21 protein-coding genes are annotated in these 22,808 nt (G+C 68.6%); 12 read left to right on the top strand and 9 right to left on the bottom strand.

All coding sequences use genetic code 11. The features are described 5' to 3' along the window. Window positions 1-79: 79 nt before the first annotated feature. Window positions 80-826 (top strand): bifunctional 2-polyprenyl-6-hydroxyphenol methylase/3-demethylubiquinol 3-O-methyltransferase UbiG, encoded by a 747-nt coding sequence (gene ubiG / locus KDJ86_RS17035; protein ID WP_291748594.1) that lies wholly within the window; start codon window positions 80-82, stop codon window positions 824-826. A gap of 29 nt (window positions 827-855) precedes the next feature. Then, window positions 856-1,356 (top strand): DUF3859 domain-containing protein, encoded by a 501-nt coding sequence (locus KDJ86_RS17040; RefSeq protein ID WP_291748543.1) that lies wholly within the window; start codon window positions 856-858, stop codon window positions 1,354-1,356. Window positions 1,357-1,382: 26 nt separating this feature from the next. On the opposite strand, the gene KDJ86_RS17045 is transcribed toward KDJ86_RS17040, so the two are convergent. Continuing rightward, window positions 1,383-2,045: an SDR family oxidoreductase gene (locus KDJ86_RS17045; RefSeq protein WP_291748546.1), complete on the bottom strand. Its 663-nt coding sequence runs from the start codon at window positions 2,043-2,045 to the stop codon at window positions 1,383-1,385. A gap of 400 nt (window positions 2,046-2,445) precedes the next feature. Between KDJ86_RS17045 and KDJ86_RS17050 the strand changes: the two genes are divergently transcribed. Further along, window positions 2,446-2,820, top strand: coding sequence for an SH3 domain-containing protein (locus KDJ86_RS17050; RefSeq protein WP_291748552.1), 375 nt, complete (start codon window positions 2,446-2,448; stop codon window positions 2,818-2,820). 7 nt (window positions 2,821-2,827) lie between these two features. Here the strand turns inward: KDJ86_RS17050 and argH are convergent, their stop codons facing one another. Next, window positions 2,828-4,228 carry an argininosuccinate lyase gene (gene argH, locus KDJ86_RS17055; protein ID WP_291748554.1) on the bottom strand — a complete coding sequence of 467 codons (1,401 nt, stop codon included), beginning with the start codon at window positions 4,226-4,228 and terminating at the stop codon, window positions 2,828-2,830. Between the two features lie 25 nt (window positions 4,229-4,253). On the opposite strand from argH, the gene tlpA reads away from it, so the two are divergent. Beyond that, the gene (gene tlpA / locus KDJ86_RS17060) at window positions 4,254-4,919 is read left to right on the top strand and encodes a thiol:disulfide interchange protein TlpA (RefSeq protein ID WP_291748557.1); all 666 of its coding nucleotides are present in this window, start codon (window positions 4,254-4,256) and stop codon (window positions 4,917-4,919) included. A 7-nt stretch (window positions 4,920-4,926) separates the two neighbouring features. Here the strand turns inward: tlpA and KDJ86_RS17065 are convergent, their stop codons facing one another. The 4 genes from KDJ86_RS17065 to KDJ86_RS17080 form a co-directional block, all read right to left on the bottom strand. Continuing rightward, a complete protein-coding gene (locus KDJ86_RS17065) occupies window positions 4,927-6,144 on the bottom strand; it encodes a GGDEF domain-containing protein (protein ID WP_291748559.1) in 1,218 nt (405 codons plus the stop codon). Between the two features lie 210 nt (window positions 6,145-6,354). Beyond that, complete coding sequence (locus tag KDJ86_RS17070; RefSeq protein ID WP_291748562.1) at window positions 6,355-7,632, bottom strand: HlyC/CorC family transporter; 1,278 nt, start codon at window positions 7,630-7,632, stop codon at window positions 6,355-6,357. Beyond that, complete coding sequence (aroB, locus tag KDJ86_RS17075) at window positions 7,629-8,765, bottom strand: 3-dehydroquinate synthase (protein WP_291748564.1); 1,137 nt, start codon at window positions 8,763-8,765, stop codon at window positions 7,629-7,631. Before aroB ends, KDJ86_RS17070 begins: the two co-directional genes overlap by 4 nt. Then, window positions 8,762-9,376 carry a shikimate kinase gene (locus tag KDJ86_RS17080; protein ID WP_291748566.1) on the bottom strand — a complete coding sequence of 205 codons (615 nt, stop codon included), beginning with the start codon at window positions 9,374-9,376 and terminating at the stop codon, window positions 8,762-8,764. The genes aroB and KDJ86_RS17080 overlap by 4 nt, the downstream gene beginning before the upstream one ends. Before the next feature lie 188 nt (window positions 9,377-9,564). Here KDJ86_RS17080 and KDJ86_RS17085 point away from each other — a divergent pair, with 188 nt between their 5' ends. From KDJ86_RS17085 to KDJ86_RS20625, 4 genes are all read left to right on the top strand, one after another. Beyond that, window positions 9,565-9,786 (top strand): hypothetical protein, encoded by a 222-nt coding sequence (locus KDJ86_RS17085; protein ID WP_291748569.1) that lies wholly within the window; start codon window positions 9,565-9,567, stop codon window positions 9,784-9,786. Further along, on the top strand, window positions 9,783-10,748 hold the full coding sequence (locus KDJ86_RS17090) for a site-specific tyrosine recombinase XerD (protein WP_291748571.1): 966 nt from the start codon (window positions 9,783-9,785) through the stop codon (window positions 10,746-10,748). Before KDJ86_RS17085 ends, KDJ86_RS17090 begins: the two co-directional genes overlap by 4 nt. Before the next feature lie 124 nt (window positions 10,749-10,872). Continuing rightward, window positions 10,873-11,826, top strand: coding sequence for an acetyl-CoA carboxylase carboxyltransferase subunit alpha (locus tag KDJ86_RS17095; protein WP_291748574.1), 954 nt, complete (start codon window positions 10,873-10,875; stop codon window positions 11,824-11,826). Window positions 11,827-12,014: 188 nt separating this feature from the next. Beyond that, window positions 12,015-13,301 (top strand): L,D-transpeptidase family protein, encoded by a 1,287-nt coding sequence (locus KDJ86_RS20625; protein WP_367116839.1) that lies wholly within the window; start codon window positions 12,015-12,017, stop codon window positions 13,299-13,301. A gap of 17 nt (window positions 13,302-13,318) precedes the next feature. Here the strand turns inward: KDJ86_RS20625 and KDJ86_RS17105 are convergent, their stop codons facing one another. Continuing rightward, window positions 13,319-15,091 (bottom strand): SLC13 family permease, encoded by a 1,773-nt coding sequence (locus tag KDJ86_RS17105; RefSeq protein ID WP_291748576.1) that lies wholly within the window; start codon window positions 15,089-15,091, stop codon window positions 13,319-13,321. 389 nt (window positions 15,092-15,480) lie between these two features. Here KDJ86_RS17105 and KDJ86_RS17110 point away from each other — a divergent pair, with 389 nt between their 5' ends. After that, window positions 15,481-15,987 (top strand): hypothetical protein, encoded by a 507-nt coding sequence (locus KDJ86_RS17110; protein WP_291748579.1) that lies wholly within the window; start codon window positions 15,481-15,483, stop codon window positions 15,985-15,987. Then, complete coding sequence (locus KDJ86_RS17115) at window positions 15,984-16,454, top strand: hypothetical protein (protein ID WP_291748582.1); 471 nt, start codon at window positions 15,984-15,986, stop codon at window positions 16,452-16,454. The genes KDJ86_RS17110 and KDJ86_RS17115 overlap by 4 nt, the downstream gene beginning before the upstream one ends. Before the next feature lie 219 nt (window positions 16,455-16,673). Here KDJ86_RS17115 and KDJ86_RS17120 read toward each other — a convergent pair whose 3' ends face one another. Beyond that, window positions 16,674-17,546: a lipid kinase gene (locus KDJ86_RS17120; RefSeq protein ID WP_291748584.1), complete on the bottom strand. Its 873-nt coding sequence runs from the start codon at window positions 17,544-17,546 to the stop codon at window positions 16,674-16,676. 7 nt (window positions 17,547-17,553) lie between these two features. Further along, window positions 17,554-20,367: a preprotein translocase subunit SecA gene (gene secA, locus KDJ86_RS17125; RefSeq protein ID WP_291748587.1), complete on the bottom strand. Its 2,814-nt coding sequence runs from the start codon at window positions 20,365-20,367 to the stop codon at window positions 17,554-17,556. 273 nt (window positions 20,368-20,640) lie between these two features. Here secA and KDJ86_RS17130 point away from each other — a divergent pair, with 273 nt between their 5' ends. Beyond that, window positions 20,641-21,516, top strand: a complete 876-nt coding sequence (locus KDJ86_RS17130; protein ID WP_291748588.1) for a peptidylprolyl isomerase — start codon at window positions 20,641-20,643, stop codon at window positions 21,514-21,516. Between the two features lie 59 nt (window positions 21,517-21,575). Then, on the top strand, window positions 21,576-22,808 hold the full coding sequence (argJ, locus tag KDJ86_RS17135; protein ID WP_291748591.1) for a bifunctional glutamate N-acetyltransferase/amino-acid acetyltransferase ArgJ: 1,233 nt from the start codon (window positions 21,576-21,578) through the stop codon (window positions 22,806-22,808).

A 22,808-nucleotide genomic window follows, 5' to 3' on the forward strand; every position in this document is an offset into this window, starting at 1 on the left:
GATATGGAGCGGTCGCCGGCCGGTTGCGAGCGGCAATCCGACCGGTGCGCCCTTTTGGCGGACCTGCTACTGTTCGCCGATGATCGCCGCCGCCGCTCGGACCAGCATCGACCCCGATGAAGTCGCCCGCTTCTCCGCCCTTGCGGCGGAGTGGTGGGACGCCGATGGGCCGATGCGGCCGCTCCATCGCCTCAATCCGGTCCGCCTCGGCTACGTCAAGGAGCGGCTCGCCGGCCACTTCGGCCGCGATGCCCGCTCGTCCCGCGCACTCGAGGGCCTTCGCCTCCTCGACATCGGCTGCGGCGCCGGACTGGTGTCGGAGCCGCTCTGCCGGATGGGCGCGTCGGTCACCGGCATCGACCCGGCGGCGGAAGTGATCGCTGCAGCGAAGCTTCATGCCGAGGCGGGCGGCCTTGCCATCGACTACCGCGCCACCACCGCCGAAGCGCTGGCCGAACAAGGCGAGAGGTTCGACGCCGTGCTCATCCTCGAGGTGGTCGAGCACGTTGCCGACGTCCCGGCCTTTGTCGCCACCGTGGCGTCGCTGGTCAGGCCGGGGGGCATGGTGGTCGCCTCGACCATCAACCGGACCCTCAAGGCCTTTGCCCTGGCGATCGTCGGCGCCGAGTACCTGCTGCGCTGGCTGCCTGCGGGCACCCACAGCTACGACAAGCTGGTGACGCCCGACGAGCTCTCCGAGGCCTTTCGCGCCGCGGGTCTGTTTGCCGGCGACGAGACCGGCGTCATGTATGTGCCGCTCGCCGACCGCTGGCGGCTCAGCAGCGATACCGACGTCAACTACATGATGACGGCGGTGAAGCCGTGACGCCGGCCGCCGAACCCGGGAGGATCGCAATGCACTGGTTGGCCGGCCTCGCACTCTTCGCCTTCGTCCCCTTCGCCGCCCATGCCGCGGACGGGGCGACCGTCGAGCGCATCGATGTCCTCGACACCGGGGTCTATACGGTCGAGGCCGGGGCGGTGACCGCGGATCCGGATGCGCCGGGCGGGGAAATCACGGCGGTGCCGGTGGCCACCAATGTCGAGGCGACCACCGAGATCACGGGCAAGCTCGGCCTCGAGTTCGGCCTTCGCTACGTCATCGTCGGCACGCCGGAGGGCAGCGATGTGCCCCTCGACTTCGTCATCCGCTACCCGACCGACGGCCTCAAGGACCCGGCCGAGGCCGAGCCGATCCTCGAGACCCGCTTCAGCCGCGACAAGGCCATCGGCGAGACGCTCTATCTCGGCTACGGCTTCGAGAACGACTGGGAGATCGTCCCCGGCACCTGGACCTTCGAGATCGCCCACGACGGCAAGACGCTTGTCACCCAGGCCTTCACCGTCATGAAGTGACGGCTTCCGGCGCCGACGCGCCGGGCCTACCAGGGCAGCTCGTAGCCCTCGCAATGCAGGAACTTTCCGGTGCCGGCCATGTCGAGCTCGTCGATCCGCGCCATCATCCGCGCCGCCGCGTCCTGGGGTTCGACCGCCGCTTGGCCTCCTCCCATGTCGGTCTTCACCATGCCGGGGTGGAGGAGCAGCACCGGAATACTGCGCGGCTTGAGATCGAGGGCGAGGTTGACGCCTGCCATGTTCACCGCCGCCTTCGACATCCGGTAGCCGTAGGTCCGGCCCGAGCCGTTGTCGCCGATCGAGCCCGAGCGGCTGGTGACGATCACCACCTTGCTGCCGTCGCGGAGGTTGGGCAGCACCGCCCGCGTCACCCGCAGCGGGCCAAGCGCATTGACCTCGAACTGTTTGCGGATGCGGTCGAAGCTGAGGTCCTCCAGCGTCTCGTTGGAGTGGATGGCGGCGTTGTTGATCACCACGTCGATCCTGGTGTCGCCGAGTGCGGTCGCCAGCCGGTCGACCGCCGCGTCGTCGCCAACCTCGACCCCTTCGATCACCCTCACCCCCAGCCCGTCGAGAGCGTCGGAGCTCACCCGGACGGCGGCGATGACGTCATCGCCGCGGGCCACATAGGCGCGGGCGAGCGCGAGCCCGATGCCGCGATTGGCGCCGGTGATGAGGATGGTTGCCATCGTCCTTGTCTCCTTCGGTTCGGGGCGCCGCGGCGACAACGCCGGTGCAGCGCGGAAAGCGTCGTCGGGATCCGACGGCGGTCCCGGCCCGGGCCGCATGGCTCCGGCCGAACGGTCCGGCGGCAGCGGCTTCCGCGCCGGTCCTCTCGGAAGGCACCGCCATCGCCGCGGTGCCGGGGCAGCACGTCCGGGGGTTGATGCCGACAGTAGCGGGCGCCGCCGCGTCCGGCAACGTCACGGCCTGGCCGTATGGACGGCGCGCCGCCTGTGACCCGCGCCACATGGCGGGCCGGCGCGTTCATTCCGCATTCAGCCGCGGCGACGCATCCTCGCGGGCAAGGGTTGGCTCATGTCGTGACGGCCTCGGGGGAGGCCGCACCGTGGATAACGGAGATGTGAGATGCTGAACCGGATCGTCAGAAGCTTCGCCGCCGCGCTCGTCGTCGTCGCCGGCCTTGCCGCCTCGGCGCTGCCGGGCGACGCCTCGGCGTTCTTCGCCTGGCGGGTCGCCGACGTGCCGGCGTGGGATACCCTCAACCTCCGCGCCTGGCCGAGCAGCGGCTCGAAGATCCTCGTCGCCTATCCCAACGGCACAGTGCTGTCGATGACCGGCAAGTGCACCGGCGGCGTCGCCCTCGACGCCATCAACGGGTGGCCGAAGTGGAAGCAGCGCGAGATGGTCCGGACCAGGTGGTGCGAGGTGTGGGTCGATCCTGCCGGCAACGGCCAGTTCCGCACCGCCTGGGTCTACGGCAAGTACATCGCCCCGCTCTGAGCCGGCCTCACCCTGCGGCGGCGGCTTCCTTGTCGAGCCGCCGCAGCCAGCGCCGCGCCTCGCGACGGACGTTACCCGGCGCGGTGCCGCCATAACTGACCCGGCTCGCCACCGACGGCCCGACGCCGAGCCGGCCATAGACCGCCTCGGTGATACGCGGCTCGACTTCCTGCATCTCGGCGAGGCTGAGGCGGTGGAGCGGCAGCTTCCGCGCCTCGGCCAGCCGCACGATCCTGCCGGTGACTTCGTGGGCCTGGCGGAAGGTGAGGCCGAGCGCCTGCACCAGCCAGTCGGCGAGGTCGGTGGCGGTCGACAACGCGGCGCCTGCCGCCTTCCGCATCGCCGCCTTATCGACGCTCATGTCGCGGACCATGCCGGCGGTGGCGGCGATCGCAAGCTCCAGCGCTTCGATCGCGTCGAAGGCCTGTTCCTTGTCCTCCTGCATGTCCTTCTGGTAGGCGAGCGGCAGGCCCTTCAGGACGATCAGCAGGGTGTTCAGCGCGCCGACGACGCGGCCGGTCTTGGCCCTGACCAGCTCGGCGGCATCGGGATTGCGCTTCTGCGGCATGATCGAGGAGCCGGTGGTGAAGCGGTCCGACAGGCGGATGAAGCCGAAGCCTGCCGACGACCAGATGACGATCTCCTCGGCGAAGCGCGAGAGGTGGACCGAGCAGAGGCTCGCGGCCGCGAGTGTCTCGACGACGAAGTCGCGATCCGAGACGGCGTCGAGCGAATTGGCGGTCGGCCGGTCGAAGCCGAGCTCGGCCGCGGTCCGGTCGCGGTCGATCGGGAAGGAGGTACCGGCGAGCGCCGCCGAGCCGAGCGGCGATTCGTTCAAACGCTTGCGGGCATCGGCGAAGCGGCCGCGGTCGCGGCCGATCATCTCGACATAGGCGAGGAGATGATGGCCGAAGGTCACCGGCTGGGCGGTCTGGAGATGGGTGAAGCCGGGCATCACCGTGGCGGCATGCTCCAGCGCCTTTTCGGCGAGCGCCTTCTGCAGCCCGGCAAGGCCGGCGTCGATCGCGTCGATGGCGTCGCGAACCCAGAGACGCAGGTCGGTCGCGACCTGGTCGTTGCGCGAGCGGGCGGTGTGAAGCCGGCCGCCGGCCGGGCCGACCAGCTCGATCAGCCGCGCCTCGACATGGGTATGGACGTCCTCCAGCGAGCGCGAGAACGTGAACTTGCCTGCTTCGAATTCTCGCAGGATCGTGTCTAGACCCTCCAGGATCTTTTCGGCATCGTCCGCCGCAATGATGCCACGGGCGCCAAGCATCCGTGCCTGGGCCTTCGAGGCGGCGATGTCGTTCGGAAAGAGCTTCTTGTCGAAATCGATCGACGCGTTGATCTCTTCCATCACGGCGTCGGGTCCGTGGCTGAAGCGCCCGCCCCACATGCGGCTGTTCATGATCGCTCCGGAGTGAAAAATACGTATGGCTGACCAGTCCCCCCGTCGCCGACCCGCCGTCCTGTTCGCGGCCGTCGCCCTCGCGGGCATCGTTGCCGGGGCGGTTGCGGTATATGTCATGCGGTCGGGGGATGGCAACGGCGGCGATCCGGCCGAGACCGTCGAGGTCGATTGCTCGCCGGCCGCGGCGGTCGCCGAACGCGTCGATCCCTTCGCCAGGGGCGAGGTCGCGGCCTTCAGCGCCGCCTCGGATCCGGACTATCTCGGCGGCCTGAAATTCCTCGACCCCGAGGGCGCGGAAACCACGCTTGCCAGCTTCGCCGGCAAGACGACGCTGGTCAACCTGTGGGCGACATGGTGCGTGCCATGCCGGACCGAGATGCCGGCGCTGGACCGTCTCGAGGAAGCGCTCGGCGGCGACGATTTCCAGGTCGTGGCGATCAATATCGACCTCGACAACGAGGAACGGGCGCGCGCCTTCCTCGACGAGATCGAGGTCAAGACTCTCGGCTTCTACTCGGACCCGACGACCGACGTCTTCAACGCGCTGAAGAAGCGCGGCCTCGCGCTCGGGCTGCCGACGACGCTGCTGGTCGACGGCAAGGGATGCCGGATCGGCTCGGTCCAGGGGCCGGCGGAATGGGATTCGCAGGACGCCAAGGCGCTGATCGGCGCAGCGCTCCAGGGCTAGGGCCGCTTCAGGCCGCCTGCGCGGCGACGTCGGTGACCGGCGCCGGGGACGGGGCGGCCGCCGGCGCCTCGCCGTCCTTCCCGGCCATGACGATGCGGTCGCGACCGGCGGCCTTGGCCCGGTAGAGCGCCTTGTCGGCCACCGCGAGGATCGAGTCGACGGTCAGGCCGGCGTGGTTGCCGCTCTCGGCGATGCCGCCGCTGAGGGTCGGGCGCAGGGTGCCGGTCTCGATGCCCCGGCACGCCTCGGCAAAGGCCTGGCGAATGCCTTCCGCCACGACGAGGGCCGAGCGCGCCGGCGAATCGGGAAGGGCGATGGCGAATTCCTCGCCGCCGAGGCGTCCGACCAGATCGGGTTCGCGCAGGATTTTCAGGGTGGTCGCGCCGAATTGCTCGAGGACCCGGTCGCCGATGGCATGGCCGTGGCCGTCGTTGATCGCCTTGAAGCGGTCGAGGTCGAAGACGATGACCGAGAAGGGCCTGCCGTCGAAGAGCGACCGTTCGAGCAGACTGGCGGCGTCTTCCAGGAAGGCACGACGGTTGGCGACGCCGGTCAGCGGATCGATCCGGGCGGCGGTCTTCTGCACCAGCTCGCGCTGCTCCTTGACCATCGCCACCGCGAAGATAGCGGTGCCGACGACGAAGGCGAGCGTCTCGAAGTGGACGAGGCCGAGCCAGCTCAGCGACCTGGGCGGATATCCCGACTCGAGGTGGCCGGTCGCCGCAAGGACCGCGCCGATGCCGAAAAAGGCGCCGTGGAGCAGAAGCAGGACGATCAGCGGCAGGCGGGTCTGGACACCGCGGTTGCCGACCCAGAATTCGGCCGCGGCGGCGAGCAGATAGATCGAAATCACGGCAAGGTTCAGCGCCATCTGGGCATCGCTGGACAGGCGCAGGACCGTGACGAAGGCGACCAGCCAGATGGTCGTCCCGGTGGCGACGAGGGTCTTGCTGGGCGCCCGCCGGTTGCTGCTGACCGCGGCGGCCCAGACCAGGGCCGGGCTGAGGTTGAGGAGCAGGATCCCGAGAATCGTCGAGGGAAGGCCGAAATCGGTACCGGAGGCGGAGATGAGCGGCACGCCGGTGGCGAGGGCAAGGTTGGCGCCGGCCCACCAGAGCGGCGCCTTGTTCTCGCGGTTCTGAAGCCAGGCGAAGACCAGGAAGGCTCCGCTCACCGCCGCGACGAAGCTGGCGGCGAGCATCAGGGTCGGCAGGTCTATCGTCATGTTTCCCCGGCGGCGATTTTCCTCGACCGGCCACTCTGGCCGACAACTTTGGGGCGAAGCCTAGCCGCAAAGATCGAACGACCGGTTATGCCGATGCCCGGAATTCGGGGGGTCGAAGTAACGGTTCGTTAGGCCTGTCCGGAGGCGGCGGCTGAGGCGCCGCGCCCGACGCCGATGCGCCTGCCGGCGGCGCGGAGCCGCCGGAGCGGGTCAGAGCGCCTGCGGAAGGCGGTCGAGCGGCGTGATCCGCAACGCGGTGATGCGGTTGCGGCTCTTGCGCAGCACCTGGAAGCGGTAGCCGTGGAAGGTGAAGGCCTGGCCGGGCTCGGGAATGATCCGCGCCTCGTGGATGACCAGGCCGGCGATGGTGGTCGCCGCCTCGTCCGGCAGGTTCCAGTCCATGGCGCGGTTGAGGTCGCGGATCGGAACCGAGCCGTCGACATTGACCGAACCGTCGGGCTGGGGGCGGACGCCGCGCAGCTCGATGTCGTGCTCGTCGGCGATGTCGCCGACGATCTCCTCGAGGATGTCCTCGAGGGTGATCAGGCCCTGGACCTCGCCATATTCGTCGACGACCAGGGCGAAATGCGCCTTGCGCTTGAGGAAGGCGTTGAGCTGGTCGTTGAGCGACGTCGTGTCGGGGACGAACCACGGCTTCTTGGCGACGGCGCGGATGTCGACCTCGCTCATGTCGCCACCGGCCGACTTGATGATGCGCAGCAGGTCCTTGGAATGGACGACGCCGATGATGTTCTCGGGCTCGTCCTCCCAGATCGGGACGCGGGTATAGGGGCTGGCCAGGATGTTCTCGACGATCTGGTCGGGCGGCTCGGCGGCGTTGACGGTGTGCATGTTGGTGCGGTGGACCATGACGTCGGAGACGTCGAGCTCGCCGAGATCGAGGAGGCCGCCGAAGCGGTCGCGCTCGACCTTGACGACGCTGCCCTCGGCATGAAGGAGGTCGACCTGGCCGCGCAGCTCCTCGGCGGCCGACAGCACCGCCTTGCCTTCCGACGCGTTCCAGCCGAAGAGGCGGAAGATGCCGCGGATCAGCACCTGGACCGCGGCGACGATCGGCGACAGGGCGGCGACGACGAGGCCGAGGACCGGCGCGGTGGCCTTGGCGAAGCGGTCCGGGTTGCCGATCGCCAGGGTCTTGGGAAGGATCTCGCCGAAGACCAGGACGAGGAAGGTCATCGCGATCGTCGCATAGGCGACGCCGGCCTGGCCGAAGACCGTCAGCAGGACGCTGGTGGCCAGCGCCGAGGCGAGGATGTTGACGACGTTGTTGCCGAGCAGGATCGCGCCGATCAGCTTCTCGCGGTCGGCGATCAGCCGTCCGACGATGCCGGCCCGCCGGTCCCCGGATTTCTCCAGTTGCAGCATCCGCGCCTTCGACGCCGCGGTCAGCGCGGTCTCCGAGCCGGAAAAGAAGGCCGATACGGCGACCAGGACGACGATCGCCACGGCGATCAGCGCGATGGTCATTTCGCCAGTTGCTCCTCGAGGAACGCCTCGACCTCGTCGCTCGGAACATCCCTGGCGATGAACGCCTCGCCGATGCCGCGGGTGAGGATGAAGGTCAGCTTGCCCTGCGCCACTTTCTTGTCCTGGGCGATATGGTGCATCAATGTCGCGGCGTCGGGAAGATCGCCCTCGATCTGGCCGATGCGGGTCGGCAGGCCGACCTCGCCGAGATGGGCCTCGACGCGGCGCGCGTCCTCGAGGCCGGAGAGCCCGAGCCTGAAGGAGAAGTCGAAGGCGAGCACGGTGCCGATCGACACCGCCTCGCCATGGAGCAGGCGGTCGGAATAGCCGGTGACGGCTTCCAGCGCATGGCCGAATGTGTGGCCGAGGTTGAGCAGCGCCCGGGCGCCCTTTTCGCGCTCGTCCTCGGAGACGATCTCGGCCTTGCCCCTGCATGCGACCGCGATCGCCTTTTCGCGCTCCGGCCAGCCGGCGGCGACCGACCGCCAGTTGGTTTCCAGCCAGGCGAAGAAGCCGGCGTCGCGGATCAGCCCGTATTTCGCCACTTCGGCATAGCCGGCATTGAAGATGCGCGGCGGCAGCGAATCGAGGATGCCGGCATCGGCGAGGACGAGGTCGGGCTGGTGGAAGACGCCGACGAGATTCTTGCCGCGCGGGGTGTTGATGCCGGTCTTGCCGCCAACCGAGGAATCGACCTGGGCGAGCAGCGTGGTCGGCACCTGGATCAGGTGGGTGCCGCGCAGGACGATACCGGAGGCGAAGCCCGCGAGGTCGCCGACGACGCCGCCGCCAAAGGCGAGGACGGCGTCGTTGCGCTCGATCCGGGATTCGAGCAGCGCGTCGACGACCCTTTCGAGGGAGGCGAAGCTCTTCGACGCCTCGCCCGGCGTGATGACGATGCGGGTGTGGCGGATACCGGCCCCGTCGAGGCTGGCGACCAGGGTGGTGAGGTGGTGGGCCGCGACCGTCTCGTCGGTGACGATGGCGATCCTCGCGTCGGGCAGGCGCCGGGCGATCTCCATGCCCGCCCGGTCGATGATGTCGCGGCCGACGAGGATGTCATAGGAGCGGCTGCCGAGCTCCACGGAAATCGTGGTCGGCGTGGCTTGCGCTGTCGATTCGCCCTGGCTCATCTCTCGACCTTTCCGCTGGCCTCGTCACCGAGATATTCGTCAAGTGCCTCGAAGATGCTGTCGATCACCACATCGTGGGCGACGTCCCGCGACTGGATATGAATATCGGCCTCGGCATAGACCGGATAGCGCTCGGCGATCAGCCGATCGACCACCGCCGCCGGGTCGTCGGTCCTCAGCAGCGGGCGGTTGGTCCGCCGCCGCACCCGGGCGAGGATCAGGTCGCGGCCCGCCTTCAGCCAGATCGAGATGGCGCCGGCCTGGATCGCCGCCCGGGTCTCGGGCTGGATGAAGGCGCCGCCGCCGGTCGCCAGCACCTTCGGGGCGCCGTCGAGCAGGCGCTGGATGACGCGACGCTCGCCGTCGCGGAAATAGGCCTCGCCGTGCTGCTCGAAGATCTCGGTGATGGTGGCGTTGGCCGCTTCCTCGATCTCGGCATCGGCGTCGATGAAGGGCAGGCCGAGCCGCGCCGCCAGCCGCCGGCCGATCGAGGACTTGCCGGCGCCCATCATGCCGACCATGGCGATCGTCCGCCCGGCGAGCAGGCGGGTGACGCGGGCCTCGCGTGATTCGCGGCCGTCGACGGGGGGCGGGTCGCGCCTGGAGGTCAATCCGGTGTCTTCCATGGGCCTATGGGGCGCGACCTAGAGCCGTTTTCGACCGCTTCTGTCAAGTGATCCCGGCCGATCGCGCCGGCCGGCTTGAAACCTGCCATCTTCTGGACGACAACACCATCCATGCGGCGGACAAGACGCGGCCTCTCAATCGGTTCCGCATCCACCGCCGATCGGGAACCGCAATGCCTACGATTGCAAGGTTTGTAACGACCCTGGCGGTGATCGCCGCGCTCGTCGCGGCGGCGATGTTCTACCTCGCCAATTTCGTGACGCCGCGGAACCGGGAGATGTCGGTCCGGATTCCCTCGAGCGAGCTCGAGCCGGTGCCGATCATCAAGCCCGCGCCGCCGCCGGAGCCCGAACCGGCCGAAGAAGACGCCGGCGGCGCGGCGGCAGCGGAATGACGCGGGCGAGGCCGCCACATGGCGGCCACCAGATCGAGGCCTTCCTCGAGATGATGAGCGCCGAACGCGGCGCCGCGCCCAATACGCTGGCCGCCTACCGCCGGGATCTCGACGATTATGCAGGACATCTCGCCCGGAACGGAACGGATTTCGAGCGCGCCGGCGCCGAGCAGATCCGCCGCTATCTCGGCGATCTCGACGCGCGGGGGATGGCGGCGCCGACCGTGGCGCGGCGGCTCTCGGCGATCCGCCAGTTCCATCGCTTCCTCTACGGCGAGGGGGCGCGCGGCGACGATCCGACCGGAACGATCGACGGACCGCGCCGGCCGGCCCGCCTGCCCAAGGTGCTGAGCGAGGCCGAGGTCGACCGGCTGATCGGGGCGGCGGCGGAGGCGGCGGGGCGGGAGGACGTGTCGGCGGCCGCCAAGCTGAGGTCGCTGAGGCTGCATGCCCTGCTCGAGCTGATCTATGCGACGGGGCTCAGGGTCTCGGAGCTGGTCGCCCTGCCGGCGACGGCGATCCGCGACGATACCCGCTACTTCGCGATTCGCGGCAAGGGCGGGCACGAGCGTATCGTGCCGCTGACCGAACGGGCGCGAGAGGCGACGGCCGCCTACCTGGCCGCGCTCGACGAGAAGGAACGCCCGCCGGTGGGGGCGCGGGGAGGCTGGCTGTTTCCCTCCTCCGGCGACAGCGGGCACCTGACCCGCCAGGCTTTCGCCCGCGATCTCAAGACGTTGGCGGCTTCGGTCGGGATATCGGCGGCGAAGGTCTCGCCGCATGTGCTGCGCCACGCCTTCGCCAGCCACCTGCTCCAGAACGGCGCCGACCTCAGGGTGGTGCAGCAACTGCTCGGCCACGCCGACATTTCGACCACCCAGATCTACACCCATGTGCTGGAGGAACGGCTGCGGACGCTGGTGAGCGCCCATCACCCGCTGGCCAAGGCCTCCGGCGACTGACGGAGCGGCTGGCAGGACGGCGCGGACAGCTTCACTTGACTTGGCCGGACCGTGAGGCCAGTTTGCCGCCGCCCGCCCCACCGGCGCGGCGTAGGGGCGGTTTTGGCGTAGATTCTGGACCCGAATGCGCACGTATCTCGATTTCGAAAAGCCGGTTGCCGACCTTCAGGGCAAGGTCCAGGAGCTGCGATCACTCGGCGACGAGGGCGATGCCGTCGCCATCAATGATGAAATCAACCGGCTGGAGGCCCGCGCCGACCAGGCGCTTGGCGAGATCTATGCGAAGCTGACGCCGTGGCAGAAGACGCAGGTCGCCCGCCACCCGGACCGGCCGCATTTCGTCGATTACGCCAAGGCGCTGATCGAGGATTTCACGCCACTTGCCGGCGACCGGAGCTTTGCCGAGGACGCGGCGGTGGTTGCCGGCCTCGGCCGGTTCCGGGGCCGGGGAATCGCGGTGATCGGCCACGAAAAGGGCTCCGACACCGAAAGCCGGCTGAAGCATAATTTCGGCATGGCGCGGCCGGAAGGCTATCGCAAGGCGGTGCGGATCATGGAGATGGCGGACCGGTTCTCGATCCCGGTGCTCGCCCTCGTCGACACCGCCGGCGCCTATCCCGGGGTCGGTGCCGAGGAGCGCGGCCAGGCCGAGGCGATCGCCCGCTCGACCGAGGCCTGCCTGCAGCTCGGCGTGCCGAATGTCGCGGTGATCATCGGCGAAGGCGGTTCGGGCGGCGCGGTGGCGATCGCCACGGCGAGCAAGGTGATCATGCTCGAGCATTCGATCTACACGGTCGCCTCGCCGGAGGCCTCGGCCTCGATCCTGTGGCATGATTCGAGCCGGGCCCAGGACGCGGCGACGGCGATGAAGATCACCGCCCAGGATCTCAGCCGTTTCGGGGTGATCGATACGATCGTCGAGGAGCCGGTCGGCGGCGCCCATCGCCGCCCGGAGGAGACCGTCAAGGCGACCGGGGAGGCGATCGCCGACGCTTTCGCCACCCTCGACAACCTGCCGCCGGACGAGGTCCGCCGGCAAAGGCGGGAGAAATACCTCGCGATCGGGCGCCAGGTCTGAGGCGGCAAGCGGGCGCGTTGCCTTGCTCTTGCCTTCAACGGCCCTAAGACTAGCGGGAGTGTCGCAGATTCCGTGGCGGAAACCGGTCGGTAACGTCCCGGAAAGGTTGCGATCCTAGGACTCGCCGGGCGGGATGTTGCGACGCGGGCGGGGGCGACGGCGCAGCCGGGCTTGTTCAGGGGTAATCAATGCCGATCGGGACCTTTCTTTCCTTGCGCCGCGTGGTGGTGATCAGTTGCACCGCCCTGCTGCTTGGCGCATGCCAGGATTCGATGGTTCCCAAGGACATCCGGCCGGTATCCTCCAAGCTGACCAACCAGATGGAACGGGGCGGGATGAAGGAAACCTCGCCGATCTTCATCCGCATCTACAAGGAGGAGTCACAGTTCGAGGTCTGGAAACAGCGCTCCAACGGCCAGTATGCGCTGCTCAAGACCTACGAGATCTGCAAATGGTCGGGCGTGCTCGGGCCGAAGATCAAGGAAGGCGACAGGCAGGCGCCCGAGGGCTTCTACACGGTGACGCCGGGCCAGATGAACCCGAAGTCGAGCTACTATCTCTCCTTCAACATCGGCTTCCCCAACAAGTATGACCGGGCCCATGGGCGGACCGGATCGAACCTGATGGTGCATGGCGCCTGCTCGTCGGCGGGCTGCTATTCGATGACCGACGAGGCGGCGGGCGAAATCTTCGCGCTCGCCCGCGACGCCTTCAAGGGCGGCCAGCGGTCGTTCCAGATCCAGGCCTTTCCCTTCCGCATGACGCCGGAGAATTTCGCCAAGCATCGCGGCGACCCGAACATGGAATTCTGGAAGGAGCTCCAGGTCGGCTACGACCTGTTCAACCTCACCAAGGTGCCGCCGACGGTCGACGTCTGCGACGGGCACTATGTCTTCAAGGACGAAACCGGCGGCGCGACGGTGAAGGGCCCGGGCAAATGCCCGATCTTCACCGGGCCGGAACCGGTCGCCGCGGCGCTGATGGCGAAGATCGCCTCCGACGACCAGAAGACCGCCGCGGCCGCGGCCGAGCTCGACGCCGACGCGGCGCGGCTCGCGGCCCAGAAGCAGAAGGTCGCCGAGGAGCAGGCGGCCGAGGCCGCCAAGGAAGCCGAACGGGCGGCCCGTCCCACCGTCGTCGACCGGCTGTTCGGACGCAAGAAGAAGGAGCCCGCGGCGACTCCGGTGCCCGAGCCACAGGCGGCGGCCGAGACCACGGCCTCGGTCAAGTCGCCGGCTCCGGCTCCCGCCCCGGCGGCGAAGCCGAAATCCGACGCGGTGGTGGCGGCGAACCAGCCGGCCAAGCCGTCGGCGCCGAAGACGCCGCCCAAGCCCGTGGCGGCGGCGCCTGCCGCGCCCGCGGAACCGACGGTCGGCACGGTGGTCGACCGCGCCTTCAACTGGCCGGACGATCCCGACGTGGTGGAAGGCGCCGCGGCGATCCTGCCGCCGACTCTCGGCACCGCCAGCGACTGATCTCCCGGCGAACCCGCCTAAAGCGGCCAGACGACGAGGATCGCCGGAACGCCGACGGCGACGATGATCAGCTCCAGCGGCAATCCCATCCGCCAGTAATCGCCGAAGGCATAGCCGCCCGGTCCGAGGATCAGGGTGTTGTTCTTGTGGCCGATCGGGGTGAGGAAGGCGCAGGAGGAGGCGACCGCGACCGCCATCAGGAAGGGGTCGGGGCTGGCGTCGAGACGCTCGGCGATGTTGAGGGCGATCGGCGCGCCGATCACCGCCGTGGCGGTGTTGTTGAGGACGTCCGACAGGGTCATGACGACGACCATCAGGACGGTGAGCACCACCCATGGCGGCAGGCCCGAGGCGAGATCGACGATGCCGCCGGCAATCAGCTCGGTGCCGCCTGACCGCTCCAGGGCCATGCCGAGCGGGATCATCGAGCCGAGCAGGATGACCACCGGCCATTCGATCTCGTCATAGACCTGGCGGAGCGGCACGATGTCGAAGAGGACATAGAGGGCGACGACGGCGGCGAGCGCCACCGGCAGGTAGAGCAAGCCGAAGCTCGCCAGCGCCACCGCCGCGGCGAAGAGGCCGCCGGCAAGCGCGGCGCGGCCGTGCTGGGTGACGCCGATGCCGCGATCGGCAAGCGGCAGGGCGCGCAGCCAGTTGGCGGCCTCGCCGAGCCGCTCGGGCGGGCCGATCAGCAGCAGCACGTCGCCGGCGCGGACCGGGAGCTGACGGACCCGGTCGCGGAAGCGGCGGCCCTGGCGGGAGACGCCGAGGAGCGCGACGCCGGTATGGCGGTTGAGGCCGACGGCGCCGGCGGAGCGGCCGTCGAGCCGCGAATCGCGCGGCACCACGACCTCGAGCAGGGCGAGGTCGCTGCCGGCTTCCCTGATCGAGTCGCGGCGCGGGAAATCGAGCTTGAGTGAGCCGACCAGGGCGTCGATCGCCTCGACCGGACCGTCGACGACGAGGATGTCGTCCTCGCGGATCTCCTCGCGACGGGCACCGCCGGGCAGCCGCCGGCCGTTGCGGATCAGGCCGAGGACGGCGACGCCGGCCTCCGTCGCCGGGTCATCGAGATCGCCGACCAGACGGCCGATGGCCGGCGACTTCTCCGGTACCGCCAGCTCGGCGACATAGCCATGGATGTCGCGGAGGTCGGCGGTCGGCGCCTTCTCGGAATTGCCGACCGGGATCAGCCGCCAGCCGATCAGCGCGACATAGGCGATGCCGACGACGGCGCAGACGAGGCCGACCGGCGCGAAGGAGAACATGCCGTAGCTTTCGCCCAGCGCCTCGCCGCGATAGGCGGCGATGATGATGTTGGGCGGGGTGCCGATCAGCGTCACCATGCCGCCGAGGATGGTGGCGAAGGCGAGCGGCATCAGACTGAGCGCGGGACTGCGTCCGGCCTTTGCCGAGGCGGATATCTCGACCGGCATGAGCAGTGCCAGGGCCGCGACGTTGTTCATGAAGGCCGACATGGCGGCGCCGATCGCGGCCATGAGGGCGATGTGCCGGCTGAGGCCGCGGCTGGTGTCGACCACCAGCCGGGCGATCCAGCCGACGGCGCCGGAATTGACCAGCCCGCGCGAGATGATGAGGACGATGGCGACGATGATGGTGGCGGGATGGCCGAAACCGGCAAAGACCTCCCCGGCGGGTATGACGCCGAGGATGGCGGCGATGATCAGCGCGCCGAAGGCGATCAGGTCGTAGCGGAAGCGGCCCCAGATCATCAGGGCGAAGACGGCGACGAACAGGGAGAACAGGATGACGTTGTCGGAGGTCATGCGTCCGCGCGGGGCCAGAATGGACGGGAAAAGACCTGACCATGGGTACAACAGGTCCGGCGTCGCGTCGATGCCGGCCGGCATTTCAGCGCGGGGCGTGACGGCCGACGACGAGGAAACCGAGAACCTGACCGTCATTGTCGATCGTGACGATCGGTCGTCGCCGCTCTGGCTGCTGCTGGTCTTGCCCGACACCGCCGAGGAGCGCCCGGACTATGACATCAAGGGGCAATTCGCTACGGCGTTGGAGGCCGCGAAGGAGGCCGCGAGGCGGCGGGACGGTATCGCAGAGGGCTTCTCGGCCGCCGAGATGCCTCGTTCCGGCCGCGATAGACGAACCGGAGGCCGCTTGGTAATGCTCGACATTCCCGAGATAGGACCGACCAGCCATGTCCAAGCCTTTGCGCCACTACATCGCCCGCGCCGTGCCGAACGGCGACCATTACCATGCCGAGTTCGGCATGCCGGGCGGTCACGTCGATTTCGTCTATGACGATGATGGCGAGGTGAAGATCTACCATTCGTCCCAGGCCGCTGATCTTGGCGCACTTCGCACCCTCGTCTCGGCGCTCAACGCTCGATCCCGCGCCGATGTCCGGTCCTATGCGTCGATCGACCGGGTCGAGACGTCGATCAAGCCGACCGCCGAAGAGTTCGCGGCCGAGCTCGCCGAAACCGGGCTGCAGCCCGGCGAATGGGCCAGGCTGTGGGGGTCGAAGCCCGACAACGTCCTGGCCTGGCTCAGCGGCGAGCGGGACGTACCGTTTCCGATCCGGTGGGTGCTGCCCGTGCTCCGCATCCCCGGCGCCCTCGCCACCGCCGTCCGGATCACGGACGATCACACCGTCACCGACGAGAAACGCGCCGCCAAGCGGCGGGAAAGGCGGAACCGATGATCCGCACTGTCCTGCTCCGCCTGGGCCTTGTCGGGCCCCGCACCGCCGCGGAGCGCGCGGACCAGGCCATGCGCCGGCGGACCCGGCAGGCCGCCCGGATCGCCGCCGAGCTCCGCCCCGAGCATGGCATCAATGCCGAGGCGATGGCCGCCGGTGTGATTCTGCTCGACGCCCTGGTTGATCGGGGCTGCAAGCGGGCCTCCCGCTACGTCCTTGAGGGCAAGACGGTCGAGGCGGGGCGCGCCCTTGCCATCCAGGACATGGCGGCCGAGATCAGGACCGATCACGGCTATGAGATGGCGAAGCAGTTCCGCGGCCGTATGCAGGAGATGCCGGTCATCCTGCTGCTGACGCCGGAGGCCCACGAGTATCTGCCGAAGCGGATCGCAGAGCGTGAGGTGAAGATCAGGGCCGATCTGGCCTACGTCGAGCGATTGACCCGAGGGGGACGCACCGGCCGGCGTTAGGGTGCAGCCACGCCCTCGCCGTCGCGTCCCAATATGATTGTGCCGTCCTGCGGGGCGCTTTCCATCGATCGCCAATTCATCGCACCCGAAACGCGCCCATTTCCTCGCCACGTATCAGAATGCCCGTCAGCTCGACCCGTTCGTCGTACGTGATGCGGACTGACGCTAGCTTAAAGAAGCGGCCCTCAACCACGAATATGTCGTCGCATTCGGGAGCGTTTATGGGGCGAAGACCTCGAGCGCCTGGCGGATGATGGAATAGCGGGCGGGGGTCTCGGTGGTGATCTCGCCGTCGGTGCTGACCGGCATCGGCGCCGTGGTCTCGATCAGCGCCCCGGTGCTGCGGAAGACCCTGACGTCGTCACGCTCGCCCTGGCGGCCTTCGAAGAGGGCGGGAGCCATGGCGACCAGCTCCGGAATCGACGCGGTCTCGATGGCGAAGATGTCGAGGATGCCATCGTCGATGGCGGCCGTCGCCGAGACGCGCGCGCCGCCGCCATAGTGGACGCCGTTGCCGACGGTGATCTGATAGGTGGTCACGTCGGTGCGCCCGTCGTCGCAGAGGATGGCGGCCTTGAACCGTTCGGCTCCGCCGAGGGTGCCGAGGGCGGCGGCGGCATAGCTCAGCGGCCCGAGCCGGCGCTTCAGCTCGGGATCGAGGTGGTCGGTGATCGCGACCGCGAGGCCGATGCTCGAGACGTTGAGGAAGTGGACGCCGTTGACGCGCCCGATGTCGATCCTGCGGCGCGTGCCGGCGGCGATGACCCGTGCCGCCGCGGCCGGGTCCAGCGGTATCTGAAGCGTGCGGGCGAGGTCATTGGCGGTGCCGAGCGGCAGGATGCCGACGGGGCGGCCGACCTCGATCAGGGCCGGCAGCGCGCCACTGACCGTGCCGTCGCCGCCGCCGATGACGATCGCGTCGGCAGCGCCGGATTCGCGGAGGATCAGGTCGTGAACCTCCTCCAGGCCGCGGCTCGGCCGGATGTCGAGGGCAAAGCCCTCGGCGAAGAGCGCCGCGGTCGCGGCGCCGAGCGACCGCGCGGCACGGGAGGCGTTGGGATTGACGACAACCAGGAGCCGCCCGCCGGACATCGCTATGTCAGGCGAAGCGCCCGTGGCAGTGCTTGTATTTCTTGCCGGAGCCGCAGGGGCAGGGCGCGTTGCGCTGGACCTTGCCCCAGGTCGAGGGATCCTGCGGATCGATCTGGGCGGTGGCGGTGCGGCCATTGCCGCGCATCGGCTGGGCCTGCACGTCGGCGCCCCGCGGCTCGTCCATCTCGTTCTCGCCGGTCAGCGGATCGACATGGGTCTCCTCGAGGGCGTCGAAATCCTCCTCCGGCGCCAGCGGCGGCGGACGCTGGACGATCTCGACGCGCATGAGCTGGCCGGTGACCACCTCGCGGAGCCGCGCCAGAAGCGACTGGAAGAGCTCGAAGGACTCGGTCTTGTACTCGTTCAGCGGGTCGCGCTGGGCATAGCCGCGGAAGCCGATGACCTGGCGGAGATGATCGAGGGTCGCCAGATGCTCGCGCCACAGGTTGTCGAGCGACTGGAGAAGCACCGCCTTCTCGACCTGGCGCATGATGTCCGGGCCGAAGCGCACGGCGCGCTGGGCGGCCTGCTCGTCCGCGGCGCGGGTGATGCGCTCGCGCACCTCGTCGTCGGCGATGCCTTCTTCCTTCGCCCATTCGTCGATCGGCAGGTCGAGATTGATTGTCTGCTGGATCTCCTCGCGCAGGCCCGCCGCGTCCCATTGCTCGGGATAGGCCTTCTCGGGGATGTGGCGGGCGACGAGATCCTCGATGACCTCGTGGCGCATGTCGGCGACGGTCTCGGTGACTGTCTCCTGGCCCATCAGGTCGATGCGCTGCTCGAAGATGACGCGGCGCTGGTCGTTCATCACGTCGTCGAACTTGAGCAGGTTCTTGCGGATGTCGAAGTTGCGCGCCTCGACCTTCTGCTGCGCCTTTTCCAGCGCCCGGTTGATCCAGGGATGGACGATCGCCTCGTCCTCCTTGAGGCCGAGCTTCTGGAGCATGCCCTCCATCCGTTCGGCCATGAAGATGCGCATCAGGTCGTCCTGCAGCGACAGGAAGAAGCGCGACGAGCCGGGATCGCCCTGGCGGCCGGCGCGGCCGCGGAGCTGGTTGTCGATGCGCCGGCTTTCGTGCCGCTCGGTGCCGATGATGCAGAGGCCGCCAAGCTCGGGCGAGAGCGACCGCGCCTTCAGCCGCTCGACCTCGGCCCGGATCGCCTTTTCCTTCTCCTCGCGCTCCGGCCCCTCGGGCATGTCGGCGAGCTCGTGGGCGACGCGCATGTCGGCATTGCCGCCGAGCTGGATGTCGGTGCCGCGGCCGGCCATGTTGGTGGCGATGGTCACGGCGCCCGGAACGCCCGCCTGGGCGACGATCTGGGCTTCCTGCTCGTGATAGCGGGCGTTGAGGATGGTGAAGGCCCTGGTCTTGACCGCCTGTTCGTCGAACAGGCCGGCAAGCTCCTCGGGCTTGGAGAAATCGCGCTGCTTCCAGCCGGCCTTGCGGAGGAGCTCGGCGAGAAGCTCCGATTTCTCGATCGACGTCGTGCCGACCAGGACCGGCTGGCCACGGGCCTTGCAGTCCTCGATCAGGGCGATGATCGCCTTGTATTTCTCGTCCGCCGTCCGGTAGACCTCGTCGTCGCCGTCCTGGCGGACCATCGGCTTGTTGGTCGGCATCTCGACGACCTCGAGGCCGTAGATGTTGCCGAATTCCTCCGCCTCGGTCGCCGCCGTGCCGGTCATGCCGGCCAGCTTGTCATACATGCGGAAGTAATTCTGGAAGGTGATCGAGGCCAGCGTCTGGTTCTCGGGCTGGATGCGGACATGCTCCTTGGCCTCGAGCGCCTGGTGCAGGCCCTCCGAATAACGCCGGCCCGGCATCATGCGGCCGGTGAATTCGTCGATGATCACCACTTCGCCGTTGCGGACGATGTAATCCTTGTCGCGCTGGAACAGCTTGTGGGCGCGCAGCGCCTGGTTGATGTGGTGGACGATGGAGACGTTCTCGACATCGTAGAGCGAGTCGCCCTTGAGCATGCCGGCCTCGCGCAGCAGGCCTTCGAGCTTTTCGTTGCCCGACTCGGTGAAGGAGGCGGTGCGCAGCTTCTCGTCGACCTCGTAGTCGTCCGGCTCGAGATGGGGAACGAAGGTGTCGATCTGGTTGTAGAGATCGGACCGGTCCTCGAGCGCGCCGGAGATGATCAGCGGCGTCCGCGCCTCGTCGATCAGGATCGAGTCGACCTCGTCGACAATCGCGAAATTGTGACCGCGCTGCACCATCGTCGGCAGCTCATGCTTCATGTTGTCGCGAAGATAGTCGAAGCCGTATTCGTTATTGGTGCCGTAGGTGATGTCGGCCTTGTAGGCGTCGCGGCGCTCCTCGTCGTCGAGCCCGTGGACGATGACGCCGACGGTGAGCCCGAGGAAGTTGTAGATCGCGCCCATCCATTCGGCGTCGCGACGGGCGAGGTAATCGTTGACGGTGACGACATGGACGCCCTTGCCGCTGAGGGCGTTGAGATAGACCGCCAGCGTGGCGACCAGGGTCTTGCCCTCACCGGTCCTCATCTCGGCGATGGCGCCTTCGTGAAGCACCATGCCGCCCATCAGCTGGACGTCGAAATGGCGCTGTCCGAGGGTTCGCCGCGCCGCCTCGCGGACGGTGGCGAAGGCCGGGACGAGGAGGTCGTCGAGCTTCGTTCCGTCGGAAATCCTTGCCCGAAACTCGGTCGTCCTGGCACGGAGCTCGTCGTCGCTCAGCGCCTTCATCTCGGGTTCGAGTGCGTTGATGGCATCGACGCGGGGCTGATAGCCCTTGACGCGACGATCGTTGGGGGTGCCGAAAATCTTGCGGGCAAAAGAGCTTAGGCCAGCCATGAATCATCCTTGAGCGACGGCAGTCCGAAAGGCGCGCTACCGGGCAGGCCGGAAGCCAACACCGCGGCCCGTTCTCCAAATGCGCGAGGCCGTCGACACCGCGACCGCACCGTCGCCACGCTTGGGAATTCAAAGCGTTCTGGACGCCAAGCCGTGAGAGAGATAAGAGGGGGGCTGATGGATGTCAACGGCGCCGCCGGTGCGAGACGGGTGCTCTTCGGCCACCCTTTTGTCGGTTCTGCGGCCATCAAAGCGATCGAACAGGACATTTCGATGACAAGCTTCCCTCTCGCGCCCTCCCGGCGCCGGATTTCGCTCGGCGGGATCGCCCTGATGGCCCTTCTCGCGGCCGGCGCGCCGGCGCCGGCGCAGGAGGCGCCCGCCGACATGGTGGTCGCCACGGTCAACGGCGGCCCGATCACCGCCAGCGACCTCGCCCTCGCCGCGGCCGAATTCGGCGACCAGCTCGGCCAGGTACCGCCCGAGAGGCGCGACGCGGCTCTCCTCGACCTCGTCATCAACATCCGCCTGGCAAGCGTCGCGGCCAAGGAGGCAGGCCTCGAGAAGGAGCCGGCGGTGATGCGCCGGCTGGCGCTTGCCCGCGACCGGACCCTCTACAGCGAATACCTGCGCACCAAGTTCATCGCCGCCGTGACCGAGGACGCGGTGAAGGCGCGCTTCGAGGAGGAACTGGCCGATTTCAAGCCCGAGGAAGAAGTGCGGGCCCGCCATATCCTGGTCAAGACCGAGGAAGAGGCAAAGGCGATCATCGCCCGGCTCGACGCCGGCGAGGATTTCGCCGGGATCGCCAAGGAGGTCTCGCTCGATCCGGGTTCCGGCCAGTCCGGCGGCGACCTCGGCTATTTCAAGCGCGGCCAGATGGTGAAGCCCTTCGAGGACGCCGCCTTCGACCTGAAGCCCGGCAAATACACCAAGAAGCCGGTGCAATCCGATTTCGGCTGGCACGTCATCCTCGTCGAGGACCGCCGCAAGGAGCCGCCGCCGACCTTCGAGAGCCAGGCGCAGCGGATCCAGCAGGACCTGATCCGCGAGACCTTCGACGCCGAGATCGAGGCGCTGCGGGAGACCGCGAAGATCGAGATCAACGGGTCGGACGACACCACCAGCCCCGACGGCACGGTCGACTGACCGCGCCGCCAGTTCGAGGCCGGCACGGGCCGGCCGCCAACGATGTCGCCATCTCCCAGATGACCGCCGTATCGCCCCTAGCCCCGACATCCTTCCCGACCCTGCCGCCGATCGCCGGAGTGCATTTCGCCTCGGCCGAGGCCGGCATCAAGCATGCCGGGCGGACCGACGTGCTGCTCGCCACCTTCGACAAGGGAACGACGGTCGCGGGGGTCTTCACCCGCTCGAAATGCCCCTCGGCGCCGGTCGACTGGTGCCGCGCGGCGCTGCCGTCCGGCAAGGCGCGGGCGCTGCTGGTCAATGCCGGCAACGCCAATGCCTTCACCGGCAAGCGCGGCAGCGAGACGGTCAGGCTGAGCGCCGGGATGGTCGCAGAGGCTGTCGGCTGCCGGCCGAAGGAGGTCTTCCTCGCCTCGACCGGGGTGATCGGCGAACCGCTCGACGCGACCAAATTCGACCGGGTGGTGGAGCGGCTCGTCCATCACCAGCATGACGGCCCGTGGATCGACGCGGCGCGGGCGATCATGACCACCGACACCTATCCGAAGGTGGCGACGCGCACCGCGTGGATCGGCGACGCGGCGGTGGCGATCAACGGCATCGCCAAGGGCGCGGGAATGATTGCGCCGGACATGGCGACGATGCTCTCCTTCGTCTTCACCGACGCGCCGATCGCCGCGCCCGTCCTCCAGTCGCTGCTCGGCCGCTCGGTCGCCGGCAGCTTCAACGCGATCACCGTCGACAGCGATACCTCGACCTCCGACACGGTGCTGATCTTCGCCACCGGACAGGTCGCCGGCGCCAAACCGATCACCTCGACCCGCGACCGCCGGCTGGCCGGTTTCCGCGAGGCGCTGGATTCGCTGCTCCTCGACCTCGCCCACCAGATCGTCCGCGACGGCGAGGGGGCGCGGAAATTCGTCGAGATCCGGGTCGAGCGGGCGACCTCGAAGCGGTCGGCCAAGCGGATCGCGCTGGCGATCGCCAATTCGCCGCTGGTCAAGACGGCGCTGGCCGGCGAGGACGCCAACTGGGGCCGGGTCGTGATGGCGGTCGGCAAGGCGGGCGAGCCGGCCGATCGCGACAGGCTGGCGATCTGGTTCGGTGACATCCGCGTCGCGCTGCATGGCGAGCGGGACCCGGATTATTCGGAGGCGACCGCCGCCGCCTACATGAAGAGCCAGGACATCGTCATCACCGTCGATATCGGCCTCGGCAAGGCCGGCGACCGGGTGTGGACCTGCGACCTCACCAAGGATTACGTGGCGATCAACGGCGACTACCGGTCGTGA

The organism is Bauldia sp. (assembly GCF_020442045.1).
Taxonomy (GTDB): Bacteria; Pseudomonadota; Alphaproteobacteria; order Rhizobiales; family Kaistiaceae; genus Bauldia.

What these genes read in the sequence shown, in the direction of transcription:
- KDJ86_RS17085 (WP_291748569.1), top strand. Translation starts at nt 9,565, where the DNA reads ATGCCTACGATTGCAAGGTTTGTAACGACCCTGGCGGTGATCGCCGCG.
- KDJ86_RS17045 (WP_291748546.1), bottom strand. Translation starts at nt 2,045, where the DNA reads ATGGCAACCATCCTCATCACCGGCGCCAATCGCGGCATCGGGCTCGCG.
- KDJ86_RS17090 (WP_291748571.1), top strand. Translation starts at nt 9,783, where the DNA reads ATGACGCGGGCGAGGCCGCCACATGGCGGCCACCAGATCGAGGCCTTC.
- tlpA (WP_291748557.1), top strand. Translation starts at nt 4,254, where the DNA reads ATGGCTGACCAGTCCCCCCGTCGCCGACCCGCCGTCCTGTTCGCGGCC.
- KDJ86_RS17095 (WP_291748574.1), top strand. Translation starts at nt 10,873, where the DNA reads ATGCGCACGTATCTCGATTTCGAAAAGCCGGTTGCCGACCTTCAGGGC.
- aroB (WP_291748564.1), bottom strand. Translation starts at nt 8,765, where the DNA reads ATGAGCCAGGGCGAATCGACAGCGCAAGCCACGCCGACCACGATTTCC.
- KDJ86_RS20625 (WP_367116839.1), top strand. Translation starts at nt 12,015, where the DNA reads ATGCCGATCGGGACCTTTCTTTCCTTGCGCCGCGTGGTGGTGATCAGT.
- secA (WP_291748587.1), bottom strand. Translation starts at nt 20,367, where the DNA reads ATGGCTGGCCTAAGCTCTTTTGCCCGCAAGATTTTCGGCACCCCCAAC.
- KDJ86_RS17110 (WP_291748579.1), top strand. Translation starts at nt 15,481, where the DNA reads ATGTCCAAGCCTTTGCGCCACTACATCGCCCGCGCCGTGCCGAACGGC.
- KDJ86_RS17115 (WP_291748582.1), top strand. Translation starts at nt 15,984, where the DNA reads ATGATCCGCACTGTCCTGCTCCGCCTGGGCCTTGTCGGGCCCCGCACC.
- argH (WP_291748554.1), bottom strand. Translation starts at nt 4,228, where the DNA reads ATGAACAGCCGCATGTGGGGCGGGCGCTTCAGCCACGGACCCGACGCC.
- KDJ86_RS17105 (WP_291748576.1), bottom strand. Translation starts at nt 15,091, where the DNA reads ATGACCTCCGACAACGTCATCCTGTTCTCCCTGTTCGTCGCCGTCTTC.
- ubiG (WP_291748594.1), top strand. Translation starts at nt 80, where the DNA reads ATGATCGCCGCCGCCGCTCGGACCAGCATCGACCCCGATGAAGTCGCC.
- KDJ86_RS17130 (WP_291748588.1), top strand. Translation starts at nt 20,641, where the DNA reads ATGACAAGCTTCCCTCTCGCGCCCTCCCGGCGCCGGATTTCGCTCGGC.
- KDJ86_RS17070 (WP_291748562.1), bottom strand. Translation starts at nt 7,632, where the DNA reads ATGACCATCGCGCTGATCGCCGTGGCGATCGTCGTCCTGGTCGCCGTA.
- KDJ86_RS17120 (WP_291748584.1), bottom strand. Translation starts at nt 17,546, where the DNA reads ATGTCCGGCGGGCGGCTCCTGGTTGTCGTCAATCCCAACGCCTCCCGT.
- argJ (WP_291748591.1), top strand. Translation starts at nt 21,576, where the DNA reads ATGACCGCCGTATCGCCCCTAGCCCCGACATCCTTCCCGACCCTGCCG.
- KDJ86_RS17040 (WP_291748543.1), top strand. Translation starts at nt 856, where the DNA reads ATGCACTGGTTGGCCGGCCTCGCACTCTTCGCCTTCGTCCCCTTCGCC.
- KDJ86_RS17065 (WP_291748559.1), bottom strand. Translation starts at nt 6,144, where the DNA reads ATGACGATAGACCTGCCGACCCTGATGCTCGCCGCCAGCTTCGTCGCG.
- KDJ86_RS17050 (WP_291748552.1), top strand. Translation starts at nt 2,446, where the DNA reads ATGCTGAACCGGATCGTCAGAAGCTTCGCCGCCGCGCTCGTCGTCGTC.